The following is a 25,688-nucleotide window of genomic DNA, read 5'->3' on the forward strand; positions in this document are numbered from 1 at the left end:
GGACGAAAAGCAGCCGAGCGAGCTCGGCTCTACAAGAGGGGCTATGTCGTCGTCGCCTGCGCGGGCCTTGCCTGCCGGAGCAGCAGTTCCAGCGCGCGCGCGGCCATCGCGAACGCGAACGCGCCGGTGATGTGGGTGGCCGCGCCCAGTCCCAGCCCGCAGTCGAGCTTGAGCGCGGCGTCGGCGCCCAGTTGCGGGCGCAGCCCGCAGACGCTGCCGTCGGCCTGCGGATACTTGACGTTCTCCAGCGAGTACACCGCCTGCACGCCGAAGTAGCGATCGGGGTTCTTCGGGAAGTTGAACTCGGTGCGCAGCTTCTTGCGGATCAGCGCCAGCAGCGCGTCGTGCTCGGTGCGCGAGAGGTCGCGCAGGCGGATCTGGGTCGGGTCGGTGCGACCGCCGGCCGAGCCGGACACGATGATCGGCAGCTTGCGGCGGCGGCACCAGGCGATCATCTCGACCTTGGTGCGGAAGCTGTCGCAAGCATCCAGCACCAGGTCGAAACCGCGGTCCAGCAGTTCGCCCAGATTGGCGCCGGTGACGAACGCCGGCACCGCCTCCACCTCGATCAGCGGGTTGATCGCGCGGCAGCGCGCGGCCATCGCCTGCGCCTTGTTGTGGCCGTACTGGCCTTCCAGCGCCGGCAACTGGCGGTTGCTGTTGGACACGCAGATGTCGTCGGCGTCGATCAGGGCCAGATGGCCGATGGCCGAGCGCGCCAGCGCCTCGGCCACCCACGAGCCGACCCCGCCCAGTCCGACCACCGCGACCCAGCACGAGGAAAGCCGCGCGATCGCGCCGCGGCCGTACAGGCGGTCGATGCCGGCGAAGCGCTCGCGCAGGGCCTCGGGCAGTTCGGTTGATTCCATCGCGCCATTGTAATCGTGGCCAAGGCCGGCACGCGCGTCGTACCATCGCCCGGACCTTCAATCCGGAGCCCGCCGCATGGCCAGCCAAGCATCGCGTTACCTGTTCCTGTTCCTGCTCGGCCTGGCGGTCGGCGGCATCTGCACGGTGATGGCGATGCGCGCGCTGCAGGCGCGGCAGGATCCGTTTCCGGACAGCGTGATGCACGTGATGGACAAGCATGCCGAACTGCTGTCGCGCAGCATCTCGCATAGCCGCTGCGCCGCCACCGATACCGTCCCCCACGTGCGCACGCTGCGCGCGATGGCCAATGACCTGGAGATCGCCTTCCCGGGCCTGGCCGAGGACCAGCGCTTCTCGCAGCATGCCAGCCAGTTCCGCGCCAGCCTCGACGCGGGGCTGTCCACGCCGCCGACCGAATGCGTCGCGGCCACCCAGCTCAAGGATCGCATCCGCGACGGCTGCAAGGCCTGCCACCAGGATTTCCGCGGCTGAATTGGCGCTGACGCGCGCCGCGGCTTCGCCGCCGGTTCGCGGGATGGTTGACGCACGGTTCACCCGGCCGGCGCGACGATGCGGACGCACGGGGATGTCCCCGCTGGCATCGAACCGGAGGAAACCATGAAGATCCGTCTGCTTCTCGTCGGCGCCGTCGCCGCCACCGCGCTGGCCGGCTGCGCCAGCACCTCGCCTGGCTACGGCAGCGGCGGTTATTCCTCCGCGCCTTCCTCGTCGCGCTACTGCGCCGACTGCGGCATCGTGACCCGCATCGACCGCGTCGCCTCGGGCCGCACGGCGCCCTCGGCCACCGGCGCGGTGCTGGGCGGCATCGTCGGCGCGGTCGCCGGGCGCGAACTCGCCGACGACAAGAGTTCCGGCCGCCGCAACACCGCCACCGCCGCCGGCGCGGTCGCCGGCGCGGTCGCCGGCAACGCCATCCAGAACCGCGTCACCGACGATACCTACGACGTGCACGTGCGCATGGACGATGGCCGCACCATCGTGATCAACCAGCGCGACCTGGGCGGCGTGCGCGAGAACACTTACGTGCGCGTGGTCAACGGCCGGGTGGTCATCCGCTGACCCCCACCCCGTTCACGGCAGGCAAAGAAAAAGCCCGACTCGCGTCGGGCTTTTTCCTGTTCCTGCCACGTCCCGGCCTTGCGGCCGGGAAGGATTTCAGAGTGGCTGCACCGCGTCGGCCTGCAGGCCCTTCTGGCCCTGCACGACGGTGAAGCTGACCTTCTGGCCTTCCTTCAGGCTCTTGAAGCCCTGGCTCTGGATGGCGCGGAAATGCACGAACACGTCTTCGCCGTTCTCGCGGCTGATGAAGCCAAAGCCCTTGGCATCATTGAACCACTTGACGGTTCCGGTCTCACGGTCGGACATCGACTTACTCCTTGGAACGGGTGATGGATACGCCCCTGGCGGGCGGCTGGTTGCAAGGAGGAAGCGGGGTGCGAACGATGTAGCGGATCGATGGATCTACCGCATCTGGATCTAGGCCACGATTCACGGTGACCTTGGCAACGACAGCGGCCGCACATTAACCCGGCGTTTATCAAATTGCAAACCCCCTGCCAGCACGGCTGACAGCCTCCCAACCCATTGATTGAAAAAGGAGAATCCTTGGAAATCCAGGCCCTCTACTACACCCTCGCCCTCGTCCTGATCCTGGTCGGGCTGGCCGGGGTGGTACTTCCGGCACTTCCCGGGCTGCCGCTGGTGTTCGCCGGGATGGTGCTGGCGGCCTGGGCCGGCGATTTCCAGCGCATCGGCGGGGCGGTGCTGGCCGTGCTGGGGGTGTTGACCCTGCTTTCGGTGGCGGTGGATTTCCTGGCCTCGGTGGCCGGCGCCAGGCGCGTGGGCGCCAGCGGCAAGGCGCTGCTGGGCGCCGCCGTGGGCACGGTGGTCGGGTTGTTCTTCGGACTGATCGGACTGTTCGCCGGGCCGTTCGTCGGCGCGCTGGCCGGCGAGCTGTGGCACGGCCGGCAGCTGGGCCAGGCGACCCGGGTCGGCCTCGGCACCTGGATCGGCATCGTGATCGGCGTGGTGCTCAAGCTGGGGCTGGCCTTCGCGATGCTCGGGCTGTTCGTCCTGGCCTGGTTCCTGTGAACGGCCGCGGGCAGCTGCGGCAGAATGCGCAGGTTCCCCCCGGCCGGCCCACGATGACGCTCCGTACTCGTTCCTCCATTGTCACCTTGACCCTGCTGGCGTCCTGCGCGTCCGTGGCCGCGCAGGACGCTCCCATCCCTCCCGCCGCCTGCGCCGCCATCGAAAGCGACTCGACGCGGCTGGCCTGCTACGACGCATTGTTCCGCCAGGACAGCGAGGCCACCCGCAAGGCCGACGAGCAGGCGCAGGCGGCGCGCGAGAGCCTGCAAAAGGCCGCGGCCGAGGAAGCCGAAGCCTCCGGGCGGCAGCTCAGCCGCCTGCGCGGGGCGCTGTTCCGCAGCGACGACCCGCTGCTGGAGCAGGCGCTGGCCAATGCCGGCAAGGGTTCGCTGCTGGACAGCCGCTGGGAACTGGCCAAGGACTCCAAGCTGGGCGTGTTCCAGATGCGCGGCTACAAGCCGGTCTACCTGCTGCCGGCGTTCTGGACCAGCGACACCAACCGCACGCCGCATTCGCCCAACCCGTCCAACACGGTGACCGAGCCGCAGGACCTGGACAACACCGAGACCAAGTTCCAGCTCAGCTTCAAGACCAAGTTCGCGGAGAACCTGTTCGGCGACAACGGCGACCTGTGGGGCGCCTACACCCAGAGTTCGCGCTGGCAGGTGTTCAACGGCGAGCAGTCGCGGCCGTTCCGCGAGACCAACTACGAGCCGGAAGTGCTGCTGCTGTTCCGCAACAACTACAGCCTGCTGGGCTGGAAGGGCCGCATGGCCGGCATCGGCTTCAACCACCAGTCCAACGGGCGCGGCGATCCGCTCTCGCGCAGCTGGAACCGGATCGTGGCCACGGTGGGGCTGGACCGCGAGAACTGGGCGCTGGTGCTGCGGCCGTGGTGGCGCGTGCCCGACGGCAACGAGGACGACAACCCGGACATCGAGGACTACGTCGGCCGCGGCGACGCGATGCTGACCTACGTCCGCGACGGCCACGTGTTCACCGTGCTGGCGCGGCACACGCTGCGCGGCGGCGAGCAGTCGCGCGGCGCGCTGCAACTGGACTGGGGCTTCCCGCTCAACCGCAGCTTCCGCGGCCACGTGCAGGCCTTCCACGGCTACGGCGAGAGCCTGATCGACTACAACCACAAGGCGACCTACCTGGGCGTGGGCATCTCGCTGCTGGAGTGGTACTGACCGCGGCTACGTGCATGGACGCATGACGGCGCGCTTCCGTATGCTGGCCCGTCATCGCAGCCGGGAAAGGATCCCATGCCACGCCAGCGTCGTTCGTTCTTCGCCTACGGTTCGGCCATGCTGGGGCTGCTCAGCCTGATGGCCGTGCTGTGCTTCCACCATCCCGAACTGCTGACCAGCCGCGAGTTCCGCGCGGTCTACGACGAGCGCTTCGCGCGGCACCTGCTGCTGGTCGGGCTGGTCGCGGCGTTCCTGATGGGCACGCTGGCCATCCTGCGCGACCGCAACAAGCGCATCGCCACCGTCGGCGTAGGCTCGGCGACGCTGGCGGTGCTGCTGGGCGGCACCAACGTGCAGTTCGACGCCATCGGGCAGACGCCCTACTCGCTGGGGCTGGACTGGTTCGTGCTGTCGCTGTTCTTCTCCGCGCTGGTGTTCGTGCCGCTGGAGCGCTACCTGGGCAAGCGCGAACTGTCGCCGCTGCGGCCGGGCTGGCGCACCGACATCGCCTACTTCTTCATGAGCCACGTGCTGGTGCAGTTCATCCTGATCCTGGTGACCGCCTCGACCTCGACCATCGCCGGGCTGGCGTCGTTCCCGGCGCTGAAGGACGCCATCCAGTCGCTGCCGGTGTGGGCGCAGTTCCTGATCGCGGTGTTCGTCGCCGACCTGGCGCAGGCGCTGCTGCATCGCGCCTACCACAACCTGCCGTGGCTGTGGCGCTTCCACGCCGTGCACCATTCCAGCCGCCACATGGACTGGCTGGCCGGATCGCGCATCCACTTGGTCGAGATCGTGCTGACCCGCAGCGCGGTGCTGCTGCCGCTGCTGATCCTGGGCTTCTCGACGCCGGCGGTGAACGCCTACGTGATCCTGGTCGGCCTGCAGGCGGTGATCGCCCACGCCAACCTCGGCATCCGCTTCGGATGGCTGGAGTACCTGCTGGTGCTGCCGCGCTACCACCACTGGCACCATGCCCGGCACAAGGACTACCTGGACGTGAACTACGCCATCCACCTGCCGCTGGTGGACATGCTGATGGGCACGTTCAAGCTGCCGCCGCGGCAGGAGGAATGGCCACAGGAATACGGGGTGATGAAACTGGAGACGGTGCCGCGCGGCATCCTGCGCCAGCACCTGATGCCGTTCCAGCGCAGGAAGCACTACGACGATCATGTGGACTGATCCGGCGCGCGCGTCGATCGTCAACGAGCGCGGCGAGCGGCTGGTGGCGGTGCATGCCGTCGGCGAGGCGGCCGTCACCGCGCCGTTCGGTTTCGCGCTGGCGCTGGTCATGCAGGGTTCCTGCGTGCTGCTGGTGCGCAACCGCAGGCGCAAGGCCTGGGAGCTGCCGGGAGGCTATGTCGATGCGGGCGAGTCGGCCGCCCACTGCGCGGTGCGCGAGGTGATGGAGGAAACCGGCCAGCGCGCGACGAACCCGCGCTGGCGGGCGCTGATGGAACTGGAAGTACCCGACCGGGCCGACCGCGGATTTCTCGTCAAGCATGGCGCGCTCTACCGGGTGGAAGTCTCTTCCGTCGCCCCGTTCGATCCGACCGACGAAATCGAAGCCATCGGCTGGTGGCCTCCGGGCAATCCCCCGGACGGCACATCGGCGATAGACGCGGCGCTTTTGGCTTATGCCGGCTAAGGCATTTTCGATCCAGGTGCTTCCTTCCTCGCGAACATCCGTCATCCCCGCCAAGGCGGGGATCCAGCGACTTCAGGCTTTTGAAAGCAAAGACACTGGGTCCCCGCCTTCGCGGGGATGACAGTTCTGATGTGAACCGGAGCGAGAACGCCAACAGGTCGTCAGCGGCTCCCCCCATCAGGTCCAGTCGCTCAAACCCTCGCGCGCGTAGAGCTCGCCGAAGCTGGGCAGCGCCTTCATCCGCCGCGCGTGCTCGCGCAGCGCCGGCCAGGCGTCGCTGGGGCGCGGCATGTTGCGCGACCAGCGCATCAGCATGGTCAGCAGGAAGTCCGCCGCGGTGCGCGTCTCGCCGAGCAGGTACGGACCGTTCACCGCGAGATGATCTGCCACATGCTGCCAGCCCGCCTCCAGCTGGAGGCGCGCCTGTTCGCGGGCAGAGCCGGCATGTTCCGCGCCGGCCGGCTCGTCGGGATAGAACCAGGCGCGATACGCCGGTTGCAGCGTGTTGGCGCAGAACAGCATCCAGCGGTAGTAGTCGGCCCGCATCGGCGTGCCCGGCGCGGGGGCCAGGCCGGCCTGCGGATGCAGGTCGGCCAGGTGCATCGCGATGGCCACGGCCTCGGTGACGACCTGCCCGTCGATGACCAGCGCGGGCACGCGCCCGGCCGGATTGATCGCGAGGTATTCGGGCGATTTGTGCTCGCGCCGTTCGAAATCGAGCAGGCGCAGCTCGTGCTCGACGCCCAGTTCGATCAGCAGCCAGTGGACGACCAGCGAAGCGGTGCTGGGCGAACCGTAGAGGATGATGGACATCGTAGCTCCCTTGGCCGGGTCATGAAGGGTTGCTTGTCGCGACCGGCGGAATGGAATGAATTACCCGCGAGGCATCGACCGCTGCGCCGCCGTAGAACCGAACTCGGCTCCGGAGCCGAGAGCAGCGGAGCAAGCTCCGCTCTACCAGACGCAGGCTCAGGCCGGCTCGACGATCACCGGGATCTTGCCGATGCGCGCCTGCCATTCGCGCGGGCCGGTCTTGTGCACCGACTCGCCCTGCGCATCGACCGCCACCGTTACCGGCATGTCCCTGACCTCGAATTCGTAGATCGCCTCCATGCCCAGGTCCTCGAACGCCAGCACCTTCGACGCCCGGATCGCCTTCGACACCAGGTAGGCCGACCCACCGACCGCCATCAGGTAGACCGCCTTGTTGTCGCGGATCGCCTCGATAGCCGCGTCGCCGCGCTCGGACTTGCCGACCATGCCGAGCAGGCCGGTCTGCTCCAGCATCTGCCGGGTGAACTTGTCCATGCGCGTGGCGGTGGTCGGGCCGGCCGGGCCGACCACCTCGTCGCGCACCGGATCGACCGGGCCGACGTAGTAGATGAAGCGGTTGGTGAAATCGACCGGCAGCGTCTCGCCGCGGTTGAGCATGTCGATCATGCGCTTGTGCGCGGCGTCGCGGCCGGTCAGCAGCTTGCCGCTCAGCAGCAGCACTTCGCCGGGCTTGAACGTCGCGACTTCGTCGCGGGTGATCGTGTCCAGGTTCACCCGGCGCGCGTTCTGCGGGTCGTAGGTCAGCTCGGGCCAGTCCTCCAGCGACGGCGGATCCAGCGCGACCGGACCGCTGCCGTCGAGGGTGAAGTGCGCATGGCGGGTGGCCGCGCAGTTGGGGATCATCGCCACCGGCAGGTTGGCGGCGTGGGTCGGGTAATCCTTGACCTTGATGTCGAGCACCGTGGTCAGGCCGCCCAGGCCCTGCGCGCCGATGCCCAGCGCATTGACCTTCTCGTACAGTTCCAGCCGCAGTTCCTCGGCGCGGTTGGTGGCGCCGCGCGCCTGCAGGTCGGTGATGTCGATCGGCTCCATCAGCGCCTCCTTGGCCAGCAGCATCGCCTTCTCGGCGGTGCCGCCGATGCCGATGCCGAGCATGCCCGGCGGGCACCAGCCGGCGCCCATCGTCGGCACGGTCCTGAGCACCCAGTCGACCACGGAGTCAGAGGGGTTGAGCATGGCGAACTTCGACTTCGCCTCCGAACCGCCGCCCTTGGCCGCGACGATCACGTCCACGGTATTGCCGGGGACGATCTTCGTGTTGACCACCGCCGGGGTGTTGTCCTTCGTGTTGGTGCGCTTGCCGGCCGGGTCGGCCAGCACGCTGGCGCGCAGCTTGTTGTCGGGATGGGCGTAGGCGCGGCGCACGCCCTCGTTGACCATGTCCTCCACGCCCATCGTGGCGTCGTCCCAGCGCACGCCCATGCCGATTTCCAGGAACACGGTGACGATGCCGGTGTCCTGGCAGATCGGCCGGTGGCCTTCGGCGCACATGCGCGAGTTGATCAGGATCTGGGCGATGGCGTCCTTGGCCGCCGGCGACTGCTCGCGCTCGTAGGCGGCGGACAGGTTCTTGATGTAGTCGACCGGATGGTAGTAGCTGATGTACTGGAGCGCGTCGGCGACCGACTGGATGAAGTCTTCTTGCTTGATGGAGGTCATGGGGCGAAAGCCGGGGCTGCCGGTGGGTAGCGGGCGGAAGCCGTCATTTTAGGCCATGCCGCGCCCCGTTACCGGGCCCTGCCCCGATGGCCGGCGCGGCCCGGAGGTCGCCTCTGCCGCCGTCTTCGCAGCCGGGCTGGCAGAATCGGCGCATGAGCCCCCACGCCCCCTCCCGCGACAGGCCCAACCTGCGCGAGCGCCTCGACGCGATGCGCAACCTGCCGCCCTTCCTCAAGCAGATCTGGCAGACCAGCCGGACGCTGACCCTGGCCAGCCTGGGCCTGCGCGTGATCCGTGCGCTGCTGCCCATCGTCATGCTGTACATCGGCAAGCTGATCATCGACGAGGCGATCCGGCTGGTCGGGCTGGGGCTGGGTTTCCAGACCTTGGGCGAGGCCTGGCGCAGCGGCCAGCTGGAACCGCTGCTGGGACTGCTGGCGCTGGAGTTCGGCCTGGCGATCCTGTCCGACCTGCTCGGCCGGCTGGTCAGCTACGCCGACGCGCTGCTGTCGGAACTGTTCACCAACGCCACCAGCATCCGCCTGATGGAGCACGCGGCGACGCTGGACCTGGAGGACTTCGAGGATCCGGACCTGCAGGACAAGCTGGACCGCGCGCGCCGCCAGACGATGGGGCGGATGAACCTGATGAGCCAGCTGTTCGGCCAGGTGCAGGACACGATCACCGTGGTCAGCTTCGCCGCCGGCCTGCTGATCTACGCGCCCTGGCTGATCCTGCTGCTGGCCATCGCGCTGATCCCGGCCTTCGTCGGCGAGGCGCACTTCAACGCATTGAGCTATTCGCTGAACTTCCAGTGGACGCCGGAGCGGCGGCAGCTGGAATACATGCGGCAGATGGGCGCCAGCGTGGAGACCGCCAAGGAAGTCAAGATCTTCAACCTGCACCGCTTCCTGATCTCGCGCTACCGCACGCTGGCCGACAGGTTCTTCCGCGCCAACCGTGCGCTGGCGCGCAAGCGCGCGTTCTGGGGCACCCTGCTGGCCGCGCTGGGCACGCTGGGCTACTACGTGGCCTACGCCTACATCGCCTGGCGCACGGTGCGCGGCGACTTCAGCATCGGCGACCTGACCTTCCTGGCCGGCAGCTTCCGCCGCCTGCGCCAGCTGCTGGAAGGGCTGCTGGTCGGCTTCTCGCAGGTCGCCGGGCAGGCGCTATACCTGGACGACCTGTTCTCGTTCTTCGAGATCGAGCCGGAGATCGCCTCGCCGGAAAACCCGCTGCCGGTGCCGCAGCCGATCGCGCGCGGCTTCGTGTTCGAGAACGTAGGCTTCCGCTACCCGGACGCGGAGAAATGGGCGCTGCGCGGGCTGGAGTTCGAGCTGCGCGCCGGCGAGGTGCTGGCGCTGGTCGGCGAGAACGGCGCCGGCAAGACCACCCTGGTCAAGCTTCTGGCGCGGCTGTACGACCCCGACGAGGGCCGCATCCTGCTGGACGGGCGCGACCTGCGCGAATACGACCTGGACGATCTGCGCGCCAACATCGGGGTGATCTTCCAGGACTTCGTGCGCTACCACCTGACCGCCGGCGAGAACATCGGCGTCGGCCAGATCGAGGCGATGGACGATGCCGCGCGCATCCGCGACGCCGCCGCGCGCGCGATGGCCGACCAGGTCATCGCCACCCTGCCGCACGGCTACGACCAACTGATCGGCCGCCGCTTCAAGACCGGCGTCGACCTGTCCGGCGGCCAGTGGCAGAAGATCGCCATCGCCCGCGCCTACATGCGCGACGCGCAGGTGATGATCCTCGACGAACCGACCGCCGCGCTCGACGCGCGCAGCGAGTTCGAGGTGTTCCAGCGCTTCAAGGAACTGTCGGACAACCGCACCGCGGTGCTGATCTCGCACCGCTTCTCCAGCGTGCGCATGGCCGATCGCATCCTCGTGCTCGACCAGGGCCGGCTGGAGGCCAGCGGCACCCACGAGCAGTTGCTGGCCGAGGGCGGGCGCTACGCCGAGTTGTTCGAACTGCAGGCGGCTGGTTATCGTTGACGCCCTTTCCCGCTTCCCAGGCTTCGCGATGACCCGGACTTCCCTGCTGCCGCTGGCCGCGGCCCTGACGCTCGTCCTCGCCGGCTGCCAGCCCGGCGCGCAAGGCGGCGCCGATGCCGCCGGCGAGGCGACGCCCGCGCCGCAGGCCGCGGCCAGCACACAACGGGTGCAGGTCTCGACGATCGCGCGCGGGCTGGATCATCCGTGGGCGGTCGCATTGCTGCCGGACGGCGGCTTCCTGGTGACCGAGCGTTCCGGCAAGCTGCGCCGCGTCGGCGCCGACGGCCAGGTTTCCGCGCCGCTGGCCAACGTGCCGGAAGTGGCCGCGCGCGGCCAGGGCGGCCTGCTCGACGTGGCGCTGGCGCCCGATTTCGCCAGCAGCCGCAGGATCTACCTGAGCTACGCCGAGCCGGACGGCGGCGGCCTGGCCGGCACCAGCGTGGCCAGCGCGATCCTCGGCGACGCCGCGCTCGACGGGCTGACGGTGATCTACCGGCAGGCGCCGAAGGTCAATGCCGAGAACCATTTCGGCTCGCGCCTGGCCTTCGACGGCGACGGCCACCTCTTCGTCAGCCAAGGCGATCGCACGATGCGCTCGTTCGCCCAGGACCTGGACAAGCTGCAGGGCAAGCTGGTGCGGCTGAGGCTGGACGGCGGCGTGCCGCGCGACAACCCCTTCGTCGGCCAGGACGGCGCGCGCCCGGAGATCTGGAGCTACGGCCACCGCAACATGCAGGGCATGGCCTTCGACCCGCGCACCGGCAAGCTGTGGGCCAGCGAGCACGGCCCGCGCGGCGGCGACGAGATCAACCTGCCCCGCCCCGGCCGCAACTACGGCTGGCCGATCGTCACCCACGGCATCAACTATTCCGGCCAGCCGATCCCCGAGGCGATCGGCAAGCAGAAGGAAGGCATGGAGCCGCCGCACCACGTCTTCGAGGTCTCGCCCGGCCTGTCCGGCATGGCGTTCTACACCGGCCGTCCCGGCGATCCGTGGAACGACAGTCTGTTCCTCGGCTCGCTGGCGCAGCGCAACCTGATCCGGCTCAGCCTGGATGGCGACAAGGTGGTCGGCGAGGAACGGCTGCTGCAGGACCTCGGCGAGCGTATCCGCGACGTGCGTGTCGGCGTGGACGGCGGGATCTACGTCGTCACCGACGAGACCGACGGCAAGCTGCTGCGCATCGACCCGCCGAAGGCGCCGTGATGCGCGCCCTCGCCTCGCTGGCGCTGCTGCCGCTGATGGCGCTGCCGTCGCCGGCCCGGGCGCAGGCGCCGCTGGACTACCGGCAGGCGTACGAACGCGCGCAGGCGGACGAGGCTTCGCTGCAAGGACAGGACAACCGCAGGCTGCTGGAAAGCCAGGGACGGCTGGTGGGCGCGGCGGCCGCCGCCTGCGCCAGCCCGAGCGCGGATCCGGCGCCGTTCGTGGTGGTGGCCGAACTCGACGCCGCCGGCCGGGTCGTGCGGACCTGGCGCGAGGGCGCCACGCCGCTGGCGATCTGCTTCGAGAAACAGCTCGCGCAGGCCACGCTGTTCACGCCGCCGCGCACGCCGTTCCACACCTTCATCGAGATGAGCTTCACGCCTTGAACGCGCCCGACTTCAACGCGCTGCTGCGCGCGAAACTGCCGGAAGGCATGGACCTGCAAATCCCGCCGCCGTGCCTGCTCGACATGCAGGGCGAGTTCGTCGACTACGTCGAGGGCCGGTCGCTGAGCGCGCGCTTCCCGGTGCTGCCGCGCTACGGCAACCCGCTGGGCCACATGCAGGGCGGCTTCATCGTCGCCGCGCTGGACAATACGCTGGGGCCGTTCTCCTACCTCGTCGCCCCGCCCAGCGCGACGGTGTCGCTCAACACCCAGTACCTGCGGCCGGTCACGTCGGACATTCCGCACATCGTCTGCACCGCCTGGCTGGTCGAACGCACCCGCGCGCAACTGCACCTGCGCGCGCAGGCGGCCGATCCGCAGGGGCGCGTGCTGGCGCTGTGCCAGGCCACGGCGCAGGTGCTCGAACCGCGCTGAGGGATGCTCCTTCCTTGTGGGAGCGACGCCAGTCGCGATGGAAACCGGCATGCCGAAGGCATCGCGATGACGTTCAGCCTGACGGCGCTTTCGCCTTCGCCGCCGCTCTTGCCTGCGCCGCGTCGCGACTGGCGTCGCTCCCACCGGTTCGCCCCGCCGCGCTTCAGATCGTGCGCGAGTAGCGCACCGTCGCCGGGGTCTGCTTCAGGTAGCGGTCGAAGCACATCGCCACCAGCCGCACCAGCCCGCGTCCGCGCGGGGTGACCACGATGCGCTCCGGCAGCACCTGCACCAGCCCGTCGCAGACCAGCGGCGCCAGCGTGTCGATGGCGTCGGCGAAGTAGTCGCGGAAGCCGATGGCGTGGGCGCGCTCGATCTGCTCGAACTCCACCTCGCCCTGGCACATCAGCTGCTGGATGACGTCGGCGCGCAGCACGTCGTCGTTGTCCAGGCGCATGCCACGCGCCACCGGCAGGCGGCCGGACGCCAGCGCCTCCTCCCAGGCCATCACGTCGCGGTGGCTCTGGCTGAAGCTGTCGCCGACCTGGCTGATCGCGCTCGGCCCCAGGCCAATCAGGTCGGTCTGCGCATGGGTGGTATAGCCCATGAAGTTGCGGCGCAGCCCGCCGCGCTGCTGCGCCACCGCCAGATCGTCCTCCGGCAGGGCGAAGTGATCCATGCCGATGTAGCGATAGCCGGCCTGCGAGAGCTTCTCCACCGCCAGCCCCAGCAGCGCCAGCTTGTCCTCCGGCGCGGGCAGCTGGTGGTCGTGGATGTGCTTCTGCGCCTTGAACAGGTGCGGCAGGTGCGCGTAGCCATAGACCGCCAGCCGGTCCGGGCGCATGCCGACCACGGTGTCGAGCGTGCGCGCGAAGCCTTCGCGGGTCTGCAACGGCAGCCCGTAGATCAGGTCGATGTTGACCGAGCGCATGCCCGACGCGCGCGCGGCCTCGACGATCTCGCGGGTCTGCTCGACGCTCTGCTCGCGGTTGATCGCCCGCTGCACGTCCGGGTTGAAGTCCTGCACGCCCAGGCTGATGCGGTTGAAGCCGGCCCCGGCCAGCGTCGCCACGTCCGCGCCGTTGACGAAGCGCGGATCCAGCTCGATGGAGAAATCGCGCTGCGCGCTGTCGCTGAAGGTGAAGTGCCGGCGCAGCAGCGCGACCAGCTCGACCAGTTGCGCGGCCGACAGGAAGTTCGGCGTGCCGCCGCCCAGGTGCAGCTGGATCACCTCGCGGTTGGCGTCGAACAGCGGCGCGATCCGTTCCACTTCCTGCCGCAGCGCGCGCAGGTAATCGCGGCCGCGGCTCTCGTCGCGGGTGATCACCCGGTTGCAGCCGCAGTAGAAGCAGGGGCTGCGGCAGAATGGCACGTGCACGTACAGCGAAAGCAGCCGCGAGAACGCGCCGACGTTGCTGTCGGCGGCCAGCTGGACGAAGTCCGCCTCGCCGAAGCCGGCGCTGAAATGCGGCGCGGTCGGGTACGAGGTATAGCGCGGCCCCGGGCGGTCGTAGCGGCGCAGCAGATCCGCGTCGAACGGCCATGAGGCAGGGGCTTGCACGGCGTGGGTGGACGTCTCCATCGCTGCAGTTTCGGTTGCCGAGCCCGGCTGCGCCTTGACCTCGATCAATGCCCGCGACCGGCCGCAAATCCCGAAACCGCCGCAATATGGCCGACCGTGGGGCTCGCCGGTGGCCGGTAATGCCTCGCGGCAAGCCCGAAATATCGCTCCTGCATCGCTGTAGAGCCGAGCTTGCTCGGCTCGCCGGGCTCCGGAGCCGGGAGCAGCGGAGCAAGCTCCGCTCTACAAGGGCGGTGGGGAATGGAGCCGAAGACCTCGTGGCAAATCGCGGAGTATCGACCTCCCTATCGCTGTAGAGCCGAGCTTGCTCGGCTCACCAGGCTCCGGAACCGGGAGCAGCGGAGCAAGCTCCGCTCTACAAGGGCGGTGGGGAATGGACCCGAATACCTCGTGGCAAGCCGCAGGGTATCGCCCCCGTAGTGCTGTAGAGCCGAGCTTGCTCGGCTCACCAGGCTCCGGAGCCGGGAGCAGCGGAGCAAGCTCCGCTCTACAAGGGATCGCGGGGAATGGGTTCGAGGAGATTCAGAACAGGCGCCCCTGCGCCGGCGGCATGGTGCCGTAGTCCAGCCGGCCGTCGACGATGCGCGCGGCAGGCGACCAGGGATGCGGCTGGCAGCCGCCGTCCGCCAGCAGGTGCAGCACTTCCCAGCCGGCAGCCTTGAAGTCGTCGGCGATCAACTGGCGGTGGCAACTGCGCCAGGCCGCCTCGGCGCACAGGATCGCGGTGCGGCGCTGCCGCGCGGCCTGCGCCAATCGGCCGCGCGCGTGCCGGTAGCCGTCGGTCTGCATGTAGTCGGCGTAGCCGCGGTAGCCGGCTTCCTTCCACGCCAGGTTGCCCGAATCGGAGCGCGCCTGTCGCCTGCCGCCCAGCTGCGGGAACGGCAGGTAGGCGATGCCGGCATGCGCCAGCGTCCGTGCCAGTCCGGCCGCGTTGAACTGCGGCAGCCGGCGCGAGGCGGGGAAGCGGCGCACGTCGGCCACCGCCTCGATGCCGGCGGCGGCCAGCAGGGCGATCAGCGTTTCGGCCGGATGGGTCGAATGGCCAATCGTCCACAGCCTGCCGGCTGCCGGCTCAGCGCAGCTCGAAGCGGTCGGCATCCAGCATCGCCGGGAAGCGTTCGCGGTGCGCGGCCAGTTCGGCGGCCGACAGCGTCACCGTGCGCACGCCCTCCTCCGGCCCCATCTCGGCCAGCGGCTGGCCGAGGAAGTCGATGGCCGCGCTGTCGCCCGAATACGCCAGGTCGTTGCCGTCCACGCCGACCCGGTTGACCGCCGCCACGTAGCACAGGTTCTCGATGGCGCGTGCGCGCGCCAGCGTCTTCCACGGATGGGCGCGCGCGGCCGGCCAGTTGGCGACGAAGATCTGCAGATCGAAGTCCATGCCGTCGGGCCGCTCGACGTCGTAGCGGTTGCGGCAGAACACCGGGAAGCGCAGGTCGTAGCAGACCTGCGGATTGATCCGCCAGCCCTTCCACTCCACCGTCAGCCGCTCGCGCCCGGCGGCGTAGCGCTTGTGCTCGCCGGCGTAGCGGAACAGGTGGCGCTTGTCGTAGTGGCGCAGCTCGCCGTCGGGCGTGGCCCACAGCAGGCGGTTGAACACCTGCGAGGAGCCGGCGCCGTCGGCGGTGCGCAACTGCACGCTGCCGGTGACGGCCGCGCCGAGCAGTTCGGCCTGGGTGCGGATCCAGGCCACCGTCTCGCCGTCCATCGTCTCGGCCTGGTCGATGACGTCGTTGGAGAACCCGCTGGTGAAGGTCTCCGGCAGGATCACCAGGTCGGTCGCCCCGCCCAGCGGCGCGATCAGGTCGCCGTAGTAGTCGCGGTTGCCTTCCGGGTCGTGCCAGCGGGTGGCGCCTTGGACGAGGGAGATGCGGAGATCTTTCATGAGGCTAGGGGCTAGGGGCTAGGGGCTAGAGGTTAGGGGCCAGGGATTCGTGACTGAGGGAAAGAGCGGCTTGCGAAGTGCTTCCTTGCTTCTTCGAATCCCCAATCCCCAATCCCCAATCACAGCTTCACCAGCCTCTCGATCGCCGCATCCAGCGTCGCCTCGTTCTTGGCGAAGCACAGGCGCGCCAGGCGCTGCTCCGGCGGCGGGTTCTCGTAGAACGGCGACAGCGGGATCGCGGCGACGCCGTGTTCGACGGTCAGCCAGCGCACGAACTCGTGGTCGGGCAGATCGCTGACCGCCGAGTAGTCCACCAGTTGGAAATACCCGCCCGGCACCGGCAGCGGCTTCAGCCGCGTGCCCAGCAACTGCTCGCGGAAGCGGTCGCGCTTGGCCTGGTAGAACGCGCCGAGCCGCTCGTCGTGCTCCGGCTCGTCGCGGATCATCGCGGCGAAGGCGTGCTGCGCCGGGGCGAAGGTGCAGAACACGTTGTACTGGTGGATCTTGCGGAACTCGGCGCCCAGTTCCGGCGGCGCGATCGCGTAGCCGACCTTCCAGCCGGTGCAGTGGTAGGTCTTGCCGAAGCTGGACACCACGAAGGCGCGCCGCGCCAGCTGCGGCCAGCGCAGCACCGACTCGTGGCGGCGGCCGTCGAAGACGATGTGCTCGTAGACCTCGTCGGAGATCAGCACGATGTCGGTGCCGTCGAGGATGTCGATCAGCCGGCGCATGTCGGCCTCGCCGAACATCGCGCCGGACGGGTTGTGCGGGCTGTTGATCATCAGCAGCCGCGTGCGCGGGGTGATCGCGGCCTGCACCCTGTCCCAGTCCACCGCGAAGCTGCGCGGATCCAGCGCCACGTGCACGGCGCGCGCGCCGGCCAGCTCGATCGCCGGCTCGTAGCTGTCGTAGGCGGGGTCCAGCACGATCACCTCGTCGCCCGGCCGCGCCACCGCGTGGATGGCGTTGAACAGCGCCTCGGTGGCGCCGCTGGTGACGGTGATCCCGGCATCGGCGTCGATCTCGGCGCCGTAGCAGCGCCGCGCCTTGGCGGCGATGGCCTGGCGCAGCGGCGCCACCCCGGTGGCCGGCGCATACTGGTTGTGGCCCTGGCGCATCGCGTGCTCCAGTTCGTCCACCAGCCGCCGCGGCACGTCGAAGTCGGGGAAGCCCTGCCCCAGGTTGACCGCGCCGTGCTCGGCGGCCAGCTGCGACATCACGGTGAAGATGGTCGTGCCCACCTTGGGCAGCTTGGTTTGCAGGGACATCCGCCTTCCCGGGGACACTGAGTGAGGGACGGGGAGTGTACGCAATGGCGGATTACGGGGATGATGGCGGCATGGATGGACAGGACGGACACAGCGTTCCCGAGGCGGAAAAGGCCCGCCTGGCGCTGGCGTGGAAGGCCGCGCACTACTTCGTGAGCATCGGCCACGACGAATGGCTGTACAAGGCCGGGCAGACCGCGCCGGACGTCGAGCGCCAGCTCGGCGCCGGCCGCTACCTGTTCATCACCGCCTGGAACCCGCCGCCGGGCGAGCGCGACCGGGCCGACAACCGTGCCGCCGACGAGCGCCTGCAATCGCGCCTGCACGCGCTGCGCCTGCGCCATTATCCGTCGCTGGGCTGCAACGCCCAGGGCGGGGCGATCGAACGCGGCTGGCTGGTGCTGGACTGCCCGCTGGAGCAGGCCGACGCGCTGGGCCGCGAGTTCGGCCAGGGCGGCACGCTGGCCTGGCGGGCCGGCGAACCGGTGCGGCTGCGGATGCTGTGGGCGCGGCCGGATTGCGCGCAGGAAGATCCCCACACCGACTGGGTCGGCTGAACCCGCGGCGGGCCTGCGCATACAATGGCCGCCGTTCCCGCGCCGGCGACCGCCGCCACCGTCCACCCGATGATCGACGCCCCCCCGTCCCCGCCGCCGCTGCTGGCCGCGCGCGGACTGACCTTCTCGCGCAACGACGAGCCCGTCTTCGGCCCGCTGGACTTCGCCGTCGACGCCGGCGAGGCCCTGCTGGTGCAGGGCGGCAACGGCGCCGGCAAGACCACCCTGCTGCGCGTGCTGGCCGGGCTGCTGCGCGCCGACGCCGGCGGGATCGACATCGACGGCCAGCCGGCCGGCCCGGCCCGGCGCTCGCACGCGATGGCCTACCTGGGCCACCTGCCGGCGCTGAAGGCCGACCTGGACAGCCTGCAGAACCTCGACTTCCTGTGCGGCCTGCACGGCCGCCGCGCGCGCCAGATGCCGGGCCAGGCGCTGGCCATCGTCGGCCTGGCCGGCTACGAGGGCACGCTGGCGCGGCAGCTCTCCGCCGGCCAGAAGAAGCGCCTGTCGCTGGCGCGGCTGTGGCTTTCGCCGGCGCCGCTGTGGCTGCTCGACGAGCCCTACGCCAACCTCGACCTGGACGGCATCAACCTGGTCAACCGGATGATCTCGGCGCACCTGCGCGACGGCGGCGCGGCGCTGCTCACCACCCACGGCGCCTATGCCGCGCCGCCGGTGCAGACGCGCATGCTGGTGCTGGACCGGGCGCGGAAGGGAGCGGTGGCATGAGCGCCACTTCCCCTTCGCTGCCGCGCGCCGCCCGCGCCCTGCTGGCGCGCGACCTGCAACTGCTGTGGCGGCGGCGCGGCGACGCCATGCAGCCGGCGCTGTTCGCGGTGCTGGTGGTGGTGATGTTCGCGCTCGGCCTGGGCGGCGACCCGCAATCGCTGGCGAAGGCGGCCGCCGCGGTGTTGTGGGTGGCGGTGCTGCTGGCCGGGCTGCTGTCGCTGGATACGCTGTTCCGCGGCGACGCCGAGGACGGTTCGCTGGAGCAGTGGATCCTCGCGCCGGTGCCGCTGGCCTGGCTGGTCGGCGTGCGCGTGTTCAGCCACTGGCTGACCACCGCCCTGCCGCTGCTGCTGATCACCCCGCTGCTGGGCGAACTGCTGCACCTGCCGCGCGCGCAATTGCCGATGCTGCTGGCCTCGCTGGCGCTGGGCACGCCGCTGCTCGGCCTGCTCGGCGCGGTGGTCGCGGCGCTGACGGTGGGCATGCGCCGCTCCGGCATCCTGGTCGCGCTGCTGGCGCTGCCGCTGTACGTGCCGGTGCTGGTGTTCGGCGCCGGCAGCGTGGCGCTGGCCGCGCAGGGCCTGGACGGCACCGGGGCGCTGCTGTACCTGGGCGCCGGGCTGGCCGCGGCGGCGGTGCTGGCGCCGCTGGCGGCGGCGGCGGCGATCCGCATCTCGCTGCCCTGAGGGCGACGCAGGGCACTTTTCGCCGCATCCACCGGTGCGCAAACGCCCGGCCTGGGGTAGCCTCGTCCGGACGCAGGCGGGCGGCCAGGGGGTACGTCGGTGTCCGAATCATCGAAAGCGCTCGTGCGCCAGGGCCAGCCGCCACGGCGCCTGGCGGACGCCTACATCGGCCTGTCCAAGGATCCGGCCATCTGGAGCGCCGACCTGAGCTGCGCGCTGGACCACGTGACGCGCTTCTGCGTTGAGGCCACGGGCGTGACGCGGGCCAGCGTCTGGCGGATGAGCGCCGACCGCAGCGCGATGCAGTGCCTGTCGCTGTACGAAGTGGGCCAGACCGAGCGGGACCCGGCCATCCTGGACCTGATCGCCGTCCCCGATTACTACAACACCCTGGGCGACGAGCGGCTGGTCGAGGTCAGCAACGCTTTCCGCGATCCGCGCCTGGCCGGCATGCAGGACTACCTGCGCACGCGCGACATCCACTCCTTCCTCGACGCCACCGTGCGGGTCGAAGGCGAGACCCGGGGCGTACTGTGCTTCGAGTCGGTCGGGCACAGGCGCATGTGGAGCGGGGAGGAAAAGAACTTCCTCACCTCGGTGGCCGACCTGATCTCGCAACTGTTCGCCGTGGCCGCGCTGCGCGACAGCGAGCAACGCTACCGGGCGCTGTTCGACGGCGCGGCCGACGCCATCTTCGTCATGCGCGACGGTCTTTTCATCGCCTGCAATCCGGCCGCCAGCGCCATGTTCGGCTGCAGCGGCGAGCAGTTGCTGGGCATGGCGCCGGCCGCCGCCTCGCCGCCGTGGCAGCCGTGCGGCGGCGATTCGGCCGCGCTTGCCGCGGAGAAGATGCGGCGGGCGTTCAAGGCCCCGCAGCGCTTCGAGTGGCAGCATCGCCGCATGGACGGCAGCCTGTTCGACGCCGAGGTGGCGCTGCGCGGCCTGAGCATCGACGGCCGTCCCTGCCTGCTGGCGGTGGTGCGCGACATCACCGAACGCAAGCGCAGCGAAGCCATCCTGCAGCAGTCGCGGCGCGAACTGGAACACCGCGCCACCCATGACGACCTGACCGGCCTGCCCAACCGCAGCCACCTGCACGCGCGCGCTTCGGAATGGATCGAGCGCGCGCGCATCGAAGGCACCGGCGTGGTGCTGATGCTGCTGGACCTGGATCGCTTCAAGGAAGTCAACGACACCCTCGGCCACCGGGTCGGCGACCTGCTGCTGAAGAGCATCGCCAACGACCTGGCCCGGTTGCTGGCGCAGCACCGGGCCGAACTGTTCCGCCTGGGCGGCGACGAGTTCGTCATCCTGGCCTACGGCATCGACGAGCCGGAGGCGGCGATGCTGCTGGGCGACTGGCTGCTGCGCGGGCTACGCGAACCGCGGCAGGTGGAGAGCATCGTCCTGGAACTGGGCGGCAGCCTCGGCATCGCGCTGTTCCCGCGCGAAGGCGGCAGCAGCCATGACCTGCTGCGCTGCGCCGACGTGGCGATGTACCACGCCAAGGTCAACGGCCTCGGCGCGGCCGTCTACGAAAGCGGCTACGACTCCTACAGCCCGCGCCGGCTGGCGCTGGTTTCCGAGCTGGGCAACGCCATCCGCGCCGACCAGCTGCAGCTCTACTTCCAGCCCCGCGTCGGCCTGGACGGAGCCGGCTGCACCGGGTGCGAGGCGCTGCTGCGCTGGCCGCACCCGCAGCTGGGCATGGTGCCGCCGGGCGACTTCATCCCGGCCGCCGAGATGAGCGACATCATCCATGCGCTGGGGCGCTGGGTGATCCGCCAGGCGCTGCGGCATGTGCGGCGCTGGCTGGACGCCGGCCGGCCGATCTGCGTGGCGGTGAACCTCTCGGCGCGCAACCTGCTCGACGCGCAATGCCCGGCGATGATCGCCGCGCTGCTGCGGGAATTCTCGGTGCCGGCCGGACTGCTTGAAATAGAAATCACCGAGAGCGCGCTGATCACCGATCCCGAGCGCGCGCTGAAGGTGCTGCTGGCGTTCCGCGACCTTGGCCTGCGCATCGCCATCGACGACTTCGGCACCGGCTATTCCTCGCTGAGCTACCTGAAGAAGCTGCCTATCGATACCCTCAAGGTGGATCGTTCGTTCGTGAGCGACATGCTGACCGACCCGGCCGACGAGGTCATCGTGCGCTCGACCATCGGCCTGGCGCACAGCTTCGGCCTGATCGTGGTCGCCGAGGGCGTCGAGGATGCCGAAACGCTGGCCGCGCTGGCCGCATTGGGCTGCGACCAGGCGCAGGGATTCCACATCGCCCGGCCGATGCCGGCCGGGGATTTCGAGCGCTGGCTGATGGACGCTTCGGCCGTTGAGCCGCATGGATGAACCGCGGCCATACCCGCGTTCGCGCGGTGGCGCGATTGATGTCAATCAATGCGGCGCGGACGCCGTGCGCCCATCATGGACGCTGAAGATTCCCCGCTAGCCAGGAGTTCCCCATGATCCGCAAACTGCTGTTCGCCTCGGCCCTGCTGGTGGCCGCGCCGCTGGCCCAGGCCGCGTCCTGCTCGGCCGTGCTGGAAGGCAACGACGCGATGAAGTTCAACCTGACCGACATCCCGGTCGACAAGAGCTGCACCACCTTCACCCTGACCCTCAAGCACACCGGCAAGCTGGGCCGCAGCGTGATGGGCCACAACGTCGTCGTCACCAAGAGCGCCGACCTGCAGGCGGTCAACGCCGACGGCATGAAGGCCGGGCTGGCCAACGAATACGTCAAGCCGGGCGATGCCCGCGTCATCGCCGCCAGCAAGGTCATCGGCGGCGGCGAGACCACCACCCTGGCCATCCCGGTCGCCAAGCTGAAGGCCGCGCCGGGGCCGTACTCGTTCTTCTGCAGCTTCCCCGGCCATGCGACGCTGATGAAGGGCACGCTCACCCTCAAGTGAGCGTGCGCGCTTCCGTGGCGCGCGTGAAGACGGCGCGCCACGGGCCATCGCCGCACGGGCGCGCCGGCGGCGGCCTGTCGGCTCCTGGGCAGGGCTGGTATCCTTGCGCGCTTGCGGGCGCGATCCCGGCCTGACGGCCGCCGCGGCCGGTGCAAGGTCCTTCCGGCGTCCCCGCCGGTCCCCCGCATCGCTTCCGAGCCACACCCACGCATGAGTTCCACCGCTCCCCACCCGTTGGTCCGCTGGTTCCACCAGCTAGGTTCACCGCCCTACTTCGACCGCTTCGCCGCGCGCTGGGCGCCGTGGTGCTACCTGGCCGCGCTGCCGCTGCTGGCGCTGGGGCTGTGGCAGGGCCTGTTCGTGGTACCGGCCGACTACCAGCAGGGCGACAGCTTCCGCATCCTCTACATCCACGTGCCCGCCGCCTGGATGAGCATGTTCGTGTTCGGGCTGATGGCCTTCTACGCGGCCATCGCGCTGGTCTGGCGGATCAAGCTGTGCGAGATCCTGGCGATGGCCTGCGCGCCGATCGGCGCGGCCTTCACCGTGATCACGCTGGCCACCGGCAGCATCTGGGGCAAGCCGATGTGGGGCACCTGGTGGGACTGGGATCCGCGCCTGACCACCGAGCTGATCCTGCTGTTCCTCTACCTGGGCGTGATGGGCCTGTACAACGCCATCGACGACCGCCGCGCCGCCGCGCGCGCCGCCGGCCTGCTGGCCATCGTCGGGGTGGCGCTGCTGCCGATCATCCGCTACTCGGTGGTGTGGTGGAACTCGCTGCACCAGGGCCAGACCATCCGCATGTTCGGCGAGTCCAGCATGGACGCCAGCATGCAGGCGCCGCTGTGGCTGATGGTGCTGGCGACCAAGTTCTGGTTCGCCGGCTCGCTGCTGGCGCGCGCGCGCGCCGACAACCTGCGCCGCGAGGCCGGCAAGGACTGGGTGGCGAAACTGGCCGGAGCGCGGCCATGAGCTACCTGGGCTACGTCATCGCCGCCTACGCGGTGTTCGCCGGCGTGCTGCTGTGGGACTTCCTGGTCCCGCGCCTGGAGATCCGCCGCCAGTTGCGGCAGGCGCGCCTGCGCGCCGCCCGCCAGCCGCGCGTCGAGGGCGCGACCGGAGAATTGACCCGATGAACCCGACCCGCCGCCGCCGCCTGTTCTTCATCCTGATCATCCTGGCCGCCGCCGCCGTCGCCACCACCCTGCTGGTGCTGGCGCTGGAGCGCAACGTCGCCTACCTGTACACGCCGGCCGAGGTGCTGCGCGGCGAGGCCGGCGAGCGCGCGCGCTTCCGCCTGGGCGGGATGGTCGAGAAGGGATCGTTCCGCCGCGAGTCCGGCTCGCTGGAGGCGCATTTCCGCGTCACCGACGGCGACGCGCAGTTGCCGGTGGTGTACAGCAAGATCCTGCCCGACCTGTTCCGCGAGGGCCAGGCGGTGGTCGCCACCGGCACGATGAAGGACGGCGTGTTCGTCGCCGACGACGTGCTGGCCAAGCACGACGAGACCTACATGCCCAAGGAAGTGGCCGACAAGATGGGCATCGCGCACCAGAAGCACGACGTGCAGACGCCCGCGGCGGAGCCGGCGAATTGATTGCGGCGCGCGAGTCGTCACCTGAAATGGCGACAACCTTCCCGGGCTTCCCCCTCACCCCTGCCCCTCTCCTCCGCGAGCGCGGGAGAGGGGATGTTTCCCGTCGCGCGATGCATCCAGCCATCGACATCGCGCCGCGTTCCCGGAACCGCGATGCTGCCTGAACTCGGACAAATCATCCTGATCCTGGCGCTGCTGGTCGCCGCCCTGCAGGCGTCGCTGCCGCTGGTCGGCGCGCAGCGCGGCAACGCGGCGTGGATGGCGGTGGCGCGGCCGGCGGCGTACGCGCAACTGGCGCTGCTGGCGATGGCGTTCGCGCTGCTGACCGCCGCCTTCGTGCGCCAGGACTTCTCGGTGCAGTACGTGGCGCAGAACTCCAACTCACTGCTGCCGATGATCTACCGCTACTCGGCGGTGTGGGGCGCGCACGAGGGCTCGCTGCTGCTGTGGGTGCTGGTGCTGGCGGCCTGGGGCGCGGCGGTGGCGGCGTTCTCGCGGCGCCTGCCCGAGGTGGTGGTCGCGCGCGTGCTCGGGGTGATGGGACTGGTCGGCATCGGCTTCCTCGCCTTCCTGATCTTCACCTCCAACCCGTTCGACCGGCTGCTGCCGGCGCCGCCGGAAGGGCGCGACCTCAACCCGCTGCTGCAGGATCCCGGCCTCATCATCCACCCGCCGATGCTGTACCTGGGTTATGTCGGCTTCGCGGTGCCGTTCGCCTTCGCCATCGCCGCGCTGATCGAGGGCCGCATCGACGCGCGCTGGCTGCGCTGGACGCGGCCGTGGACCAACGTGGCCTGGGGCTTCCTGACCCTGGGCATCGCGCTGGGCAGCTGGTGGGCCTACTACGAGCTGGGCTGGGGCGGCTGGTGGTTCTGGGATCCGGTCGAGAACGCCAGCTTCATGCCGTGGCTGGCCGGCGCGGCGCTGATCCATTCGCAGGCCGTGACCGAGAAGCGCGGCAGCTTCGGCGGCTGGACCCTGCTGCTGGCGATCGCCAGCTTCTCGCTGTCGCTGCTGGGCGCGTTCCTGGTGCGCTCGGGCGTGCTGACCAGCGTGCACTCGTTCGCCGCCGATCCGTCGCGCGGCATGTTCATCCTGATCCTGCTGGCCATCGTCATCGGCGCCTCGCTGCTGCTGTACGCGCTGCGCGCGCCGCGCCTGCCCGACGGCGCGCCGTTCGCCGCCAGCTCGCGCGAGACCCTGCTGCTGGCCAACAACCTGCTGCTGGCCAGCGCCTGCGGCATGGTGCTGCTGGGCACGCTGTACCCGCTGCTGGCCGATGCGCTGAACCTCGGCAAGATCTCGGTCGGCCCGCCCTACTTCGGCCTGCTGTTCGTGGTGCTGATGGCGCCGCTGGTGCTGCTGGTGCCGTTCGGCCCGCTGACCCGCTGGCAGCGCGAGCAGCCGTCGCGGCCGCTGGCGCTGCTGCTGCCCTGGCTGGGGCTGGCGCTGGCCGCCGGCGCCATTGCCTGGTTCATGGCGCCGCAGGGGCCGCTGAAGACCGCCGCCGGCGTCGCCGGCGCGACGTGGGTCGCGCTGGGCACGTTGCGCTTCGTCTGGCAGCGGCTGCGCGCCAGCGGCCGGATGACGCCGGAGATGTGGGGGATGGTGCTGGCGCACCTGGGCATCGCGGTGTTCCTGGTCGGCGCGCTGCTGGTCGAGGCGATGAACGTGCAGCGCGAGGTCGCGTTGAAGCCGGGGCAGACGCTGGAAGTCGGCCGCTACGCGTTCCGCTTCGAGGGCGTGGACGAGACCCAGGGCCCCAACTACCTGTCCGACCGCGGCCACGTGCGCGTGCTGCGCGGCGATCGCGAACTGACCCTGCTGCACCCGGAAAAGCGCGCCTACGCCAGCGGCGGCCAGGTGATGACCGAGGCCGGCATCCGCCCCGGCCTGACCGGCGACATCTACGTCGCGCTGGGCGAATCGCTGGGCGACGGCGCCTGGGCGGTGCGCGTGCACATCAAGCCGTTCGTGCGCTGGATCTGGCTGGGCGCGCTGCTGATGGCGCTGGGCGGGTTCGTCACCGCGGCCGATAGGCGCTTCCGCCGCCACAACGAAACGAGGACGGCATGAACGATACCCCGCCTTCTCCCGCCCCGTCGCAGCCG

27 protein-coding genes are annotated in these 25,688 nt (G+C 70.0%); 19 read left to right on the forward strand and 8 right to left on the reverse strand.

The genetic code is table 11. The features are described from left to right. Positions 1-41: 41 nt before the first annotated feature. Positions 42-869, reverse strand: a complete 828-nt coding sequence (locus tag AAG688_RS09945) for a ThiF family adenylyltransferase (protein WP_411832107.1) — start codon at positions 867-869, stop codon at positions 42-44. Positions 870-945: 76 nt separating this feature from the next. On the opposite strand from AAG688_RS09945, the gene AAG688_RS09950 reads away from it, so the two are divergent. Together AAG688_RS09950 and AAG688_RS09955 are read left to right on the forward strand one after the other, a co-directional pair. After that, positions 946-1,362: a hypothetical protein gene (locus tag AAG688_RS09950; protein ID WP_411832108.1), complete on the forward strand. Its 417-nt coding sequence runs from the start codon at positions 946-948 to the stop codon at positions 1,360-1,362. Positions 1,363-1,488: 126 nt separating this feature from the next. Then, entirely contained in the window at positions 1,489-1,950 is a 462-nt protein-coding gene (locus AAG688_RS09955; RefSeq protein ID WP_411832109.1) for a glycine zipper 2TM domain-containing protein, read from the forward strand. 96 nt (positions 1,951-2,046) lie between these two features. Here AAG688_RS09955 and AAG688_RS09960 read toward each other — a convergent pair whose 3' ends face one another. Then, complete coding sequence (locus AAG688_RS09960; RefSeq protein WP_411832110.1) at positions 2,047-2,256, reverse strand: cold-shock protein; 210 nt, start codon at positions 2,254-2,256, stop codon at positions 2,047-2,049. 240 nt (positions 2,257-2,496) lie between these two features. On the opposite strand from AAG688_RS09960, the gene AAG688_RS09965 reads away from it, so the two are divergent. From AAG688_RS09965 to AAG688_RS09980, 4 genes are all read left to right on the forward strand, one after another. Continuing rightward, entirely contained in the window at positions 2,497-2,982 is a 486-nt protein-coding gene (locus AAG688_RS09965) for a DUF456 domain-containing protein (protein ID WP_411832111.1), read from the forward strand. 53 nt (positions 2,983-3,035) lie between these two features. Beyond that, positions 3,036-4,175: a phospholipase A gene (locus tag AAG688_RS09970; RefSeq protein WP_411832112.1), complete on the forward strand. Its 1,140-nt coding sequence runs from the start codon at positions 3,036-3,038 to the stop codon at positions 4,173-4,175. Between the two features lie 75 nt (positions 4,176-4,250). Beyond that, positions 4,251-5,360, forward strand: a complete 1,110-nt coding sequence (locus tag AAG688_RS09975; RefSeq protein WP_411832113.1) for a sterol desaturase family protein — start codon at positions 4,251-4,253, stop codon at positions 5,358-5,360. After that, positions 5,350-5,826 (forward strand): NUDIX hydrolase, encoded by a 477-nt coding sequence (locus tag AAG688_RS09980; protein ID WP_411832114.1) that lies wholly within the window; start codon positions 5,350-5,352, stop codon positions 5,824-5,826. Before AAG688_RS09975 ends, AAG688_RS09980 begins: the two co-directional genes overlap by 11 nt. A 177-nt stretch (positions 5,827-6,003) precedes the next feature. On the opposite strand, the gene AAG688_RS09985 is transcribed toward AAG688_RS09980, so the two are convergent. Further along, entirely contained in the window at positions 6,004-6,639 is a 636-nt protein-coding gene (locus AAG688_RS09985; protein ID WP_411832116.1) for a glutathione S-transferase family protein, read from the reverse strand. A gap of 156 nt (positions 6,640-6,795) precedes the next feature. Then, positions 6,796-8,319, reverse strand: coding sequence for a fumarate hydratase (locus AAG688_RS09990; RefSeq protein ID WP_411832117.1), 1,524 nt, complete (start codon positions 8,317-8,319; stop codon positions 6,796-6,798). A gap of 152 nt (positions 8,320-8,471) precedes the next feature. On the opposite strand from AAG688_RS09990, the gene AAG688_RS09995 reads away from it, so the two are divergent. From AAG688_RS09995 to AAG688_RS10010, 4 genes are read left to right on the forward strand one after another with little or no spacing between them, the layout of a single operon-like run. Further along, entirely contained in the window at positions 8,472-10,331 is a 1,860-nt protein-coding gene (locus tag AAG688_RS09995; protein ID WP_411832118.1) for an ABC transporter ATP-binding protein, read from the forward strand. A 28-nt stretch (positions 10,332-10,359) separates the two neighbouring features. Beyond that, positions 10,360-11,538 (forward strand): PQQ-dependent sugar dehydrogenase, encoded by a 1,179-nt coding sequence (locus AAG688_RS10000; RefSeq protein WP_411832119.1) that lies wholly within the window; start codon positions 10,360-10,362, stop codon positions 11,536-11,538. After that, a complete protein-coding gene (locus AAG688_RS10005; RefSeq protein ID WP_411832120.1) occupies positions 11,538-11,924 on the forward strand; it encodes a hypothetical protein in 387 nt (128 codons plus the stop codon). Before AAG688_RS10000 ends, AAG688_RS10005 begins: the two co-directional genes overlap by 1 nt. Continuing rightward, positions 11,921-12,358: a PaaI family thioesterase gene (locus tag AAG688_RS10010; RefSeq protein WP_411832121.1), complete on the forward strand. Its 438-nt coding sequence runs from the start codon at positions 11,921-11,923 to the stop codon at positions 12,356-12,358. Before AAG688_RS10005 ends, AAG688_RS10010 begins: the two co-directional genes overlap by 4 nt. 163 nt (positions 12,359-12,521) lie before the next feature. Here AAG688_RS10010 and hemN read toward each other — a convergent pair whose 3' ends face one another. The 4 genes from hemN to AAG688_RS10030 form a co-directional block, all read right to left on the reverse strand. After that, a complete protein-coding gene (gene hemN / locus AAG688_RS10015; protein ID WP_411832122.1) occupies positions 12,522-13,940 on the reverse strand; it encodes an oxygen-independent coproporphyrinogen III oxidase in 1,419 nt (472 codons plus the stop codon). 522 nt (positions 13,941-14,462) lie between these two features. Further along, a complete protein-coding gene (locus AAG688_RS10020) occupies positions 14,463-15,038 on the reverse strand; it encodes a DUF488 family protein (RefSeq protein WP_411832123.1) in 576 nt (191 codons plus the stop codon). Further along, on the reverse strand, positions 15,013-15,825 hold the full coding sequence (locus AAG688_RS10025; protein WP_411832124.1) for an amidohydrolase: 813 nt from the start codon (positions 15,823-15,825) through the stop codon (positions 15,013-15,015). Before AAG688_RS10025 ends, AAG688_RS10020 begins: the two co-directional genes overlap by 26 nt. A 119-nt stretch (positions 15,826-15,944) precedes the next feature. Beyond that, the gene (locus tag AAG688_RS10030; RefSeq protein ID WP_411832125.1) at positions 15,945-17,093 is read right to left on the reverse strand and encodes a pyridoxal phosphate-dependent aminotransferase; all 1,149 of its coding nucleotides are present in this window, start codon (positions 17,091-17,093) and stop codon (positions 15,945-15,947) included. Positions 17,094-17,164: 71 nt separating this feature from the next. Between AAG688_RS10030 and AAG688_RS10035 the strand changes: the two genes are divergently transcribed. The 9 genes from AAG688_RS10035 to AAG688_RS10075 all read left to right on the forward strand — a co-directional run bounded on the left by AAG688_RS10035 (position 17,165) and on the right by AAG688_RS10075 (position 25,653). Beyond that, on the forward strand, positions 17,165-17,650 hold the full coding sequence (locus AAG688_RS10035) for a DUF3293 domain-containing protein (protein WP_411832126.1): 486 nt from the start codon (positions 17,165-17,167) through the stop codon (positions 17,648-17,650). 69 nt (positions 17,651-17,719) lie between these two features. After that, the gene (ccmA, locus tag AAG688_RS10040; RefSeq protein ID WP_411834984.1) at positions 17,720-18,379 is read left to right on the forward strand and encodes a heme ABC exporter ATP-binding protein CcmA; all 660 of its coding nucleotides are present in this window, start codon (positions 17,720-17,722) and stop codon (positions 18,377-18,379) included. Further along, positions 18,376-19,065 carry a heme exporter protein CcmB gene (gene ccmB / locus AAG688_RS10045; RefSeq protein ID WP_411832127.1) on the forward strand — a complete coding sequence of 230 codons (690 nt, stop codon included), beginning with the start codon at positions 18,376-18,378 and terminating at the stop codon, positions 19,063-19,065. Before ccmA ends, ccmB begins: the two co-directional genes overlap by 4 nt. Positions 19,066-19,188: 123 nt before the next feature. Continuing rightward, the gene (locus tag AAG688_RS10050) at positions 19,189-21,414 is read left to right on the forward strand and encodes a putative bifunctional diguanylate cyclase/phosphodiesterase (RefSeq protein ID WP_411832129.1); all 2,226 of its coding nucleotides are present in this window, start codon (positions 19,189-19,191) and stop codon (positions 21,412-21,414) included. A gap of 113 nt (positions 21,415-21,527) precedes the next feature. Then, positions 21,528-21,977, forward strand: a complete 450-nt coding sequence (gene azu / locus AAG688_RS10055) for an azurin (RefSeq protein WP_411832130.1) — start codon at positions 21,528-21,530, stop codon at positions 21,975-21,977. Between the two features lie 210 nt (positions 21,978-22,187). After that, positions 22,188-22,952 carry a heme ABC transporter permease CcmC gene (gene ccmC / locus AAG688_RS10060; RefSeq protein WP_411832132.1) on the forward strand — a complete coding sequence of 255 codons (765 nt, stop codon included), beginning with the start codon at positions 22,188-22,190 and terminating at the stop codon, positions 22,950-22,952. Further along, entirely contained in the window at positions 22,949-23,116 is a 168-nt protein-coding gene (gene ccmD, locus AAG688_RS10065; protein WP_411832133.1) for a heme exporter protein CcmD, read from the forward strand. The genes ccmC and ccmD overlap by 4 nt, the downstream gene beginning before the upstream one ends. Beyond that, positions 23,113-23,577, forward strand: a complete 465-nt coding sequence (gene ccmE, locus AAG688_RS10070; protein ID WP_411832134.1) for a cytochrome c maturation protein CcmE — start codon at positions 23,113-23,115, stop codon at positions 23,575-23,577. Before ccmD ends, ccmE begins: the two co-directional genes overlap by 4 nt. A gap of 153 nt (positions 23,578-23,730) precedes the next feature. Continuing rightward, on the forward strand, positions 23,731-25,653 hold the full coding sequence (locus AAG688_RS10075) for a heme lyase CcmF/NrfE family subunit (RefSeq protein ID WP_411832135.1): 1,923 nt from the start codon (positions 23,731-23,733) through the stop codon (positions 25,651-25,653). Positions 25,654-25,688 lie beyond the last annotated feature (35 nt).

This window comes from Pseudoxanthomonas mexicana (assembly GCF_046736355.1).
GTDB lineage: Bacteria > Pseudomonadota > Gammaproteobacteria > Xanthomonadales > Xanthomonadaceae > Pseudoxanthomonas_A > Pseudoxanthomonas_A mexicana_B.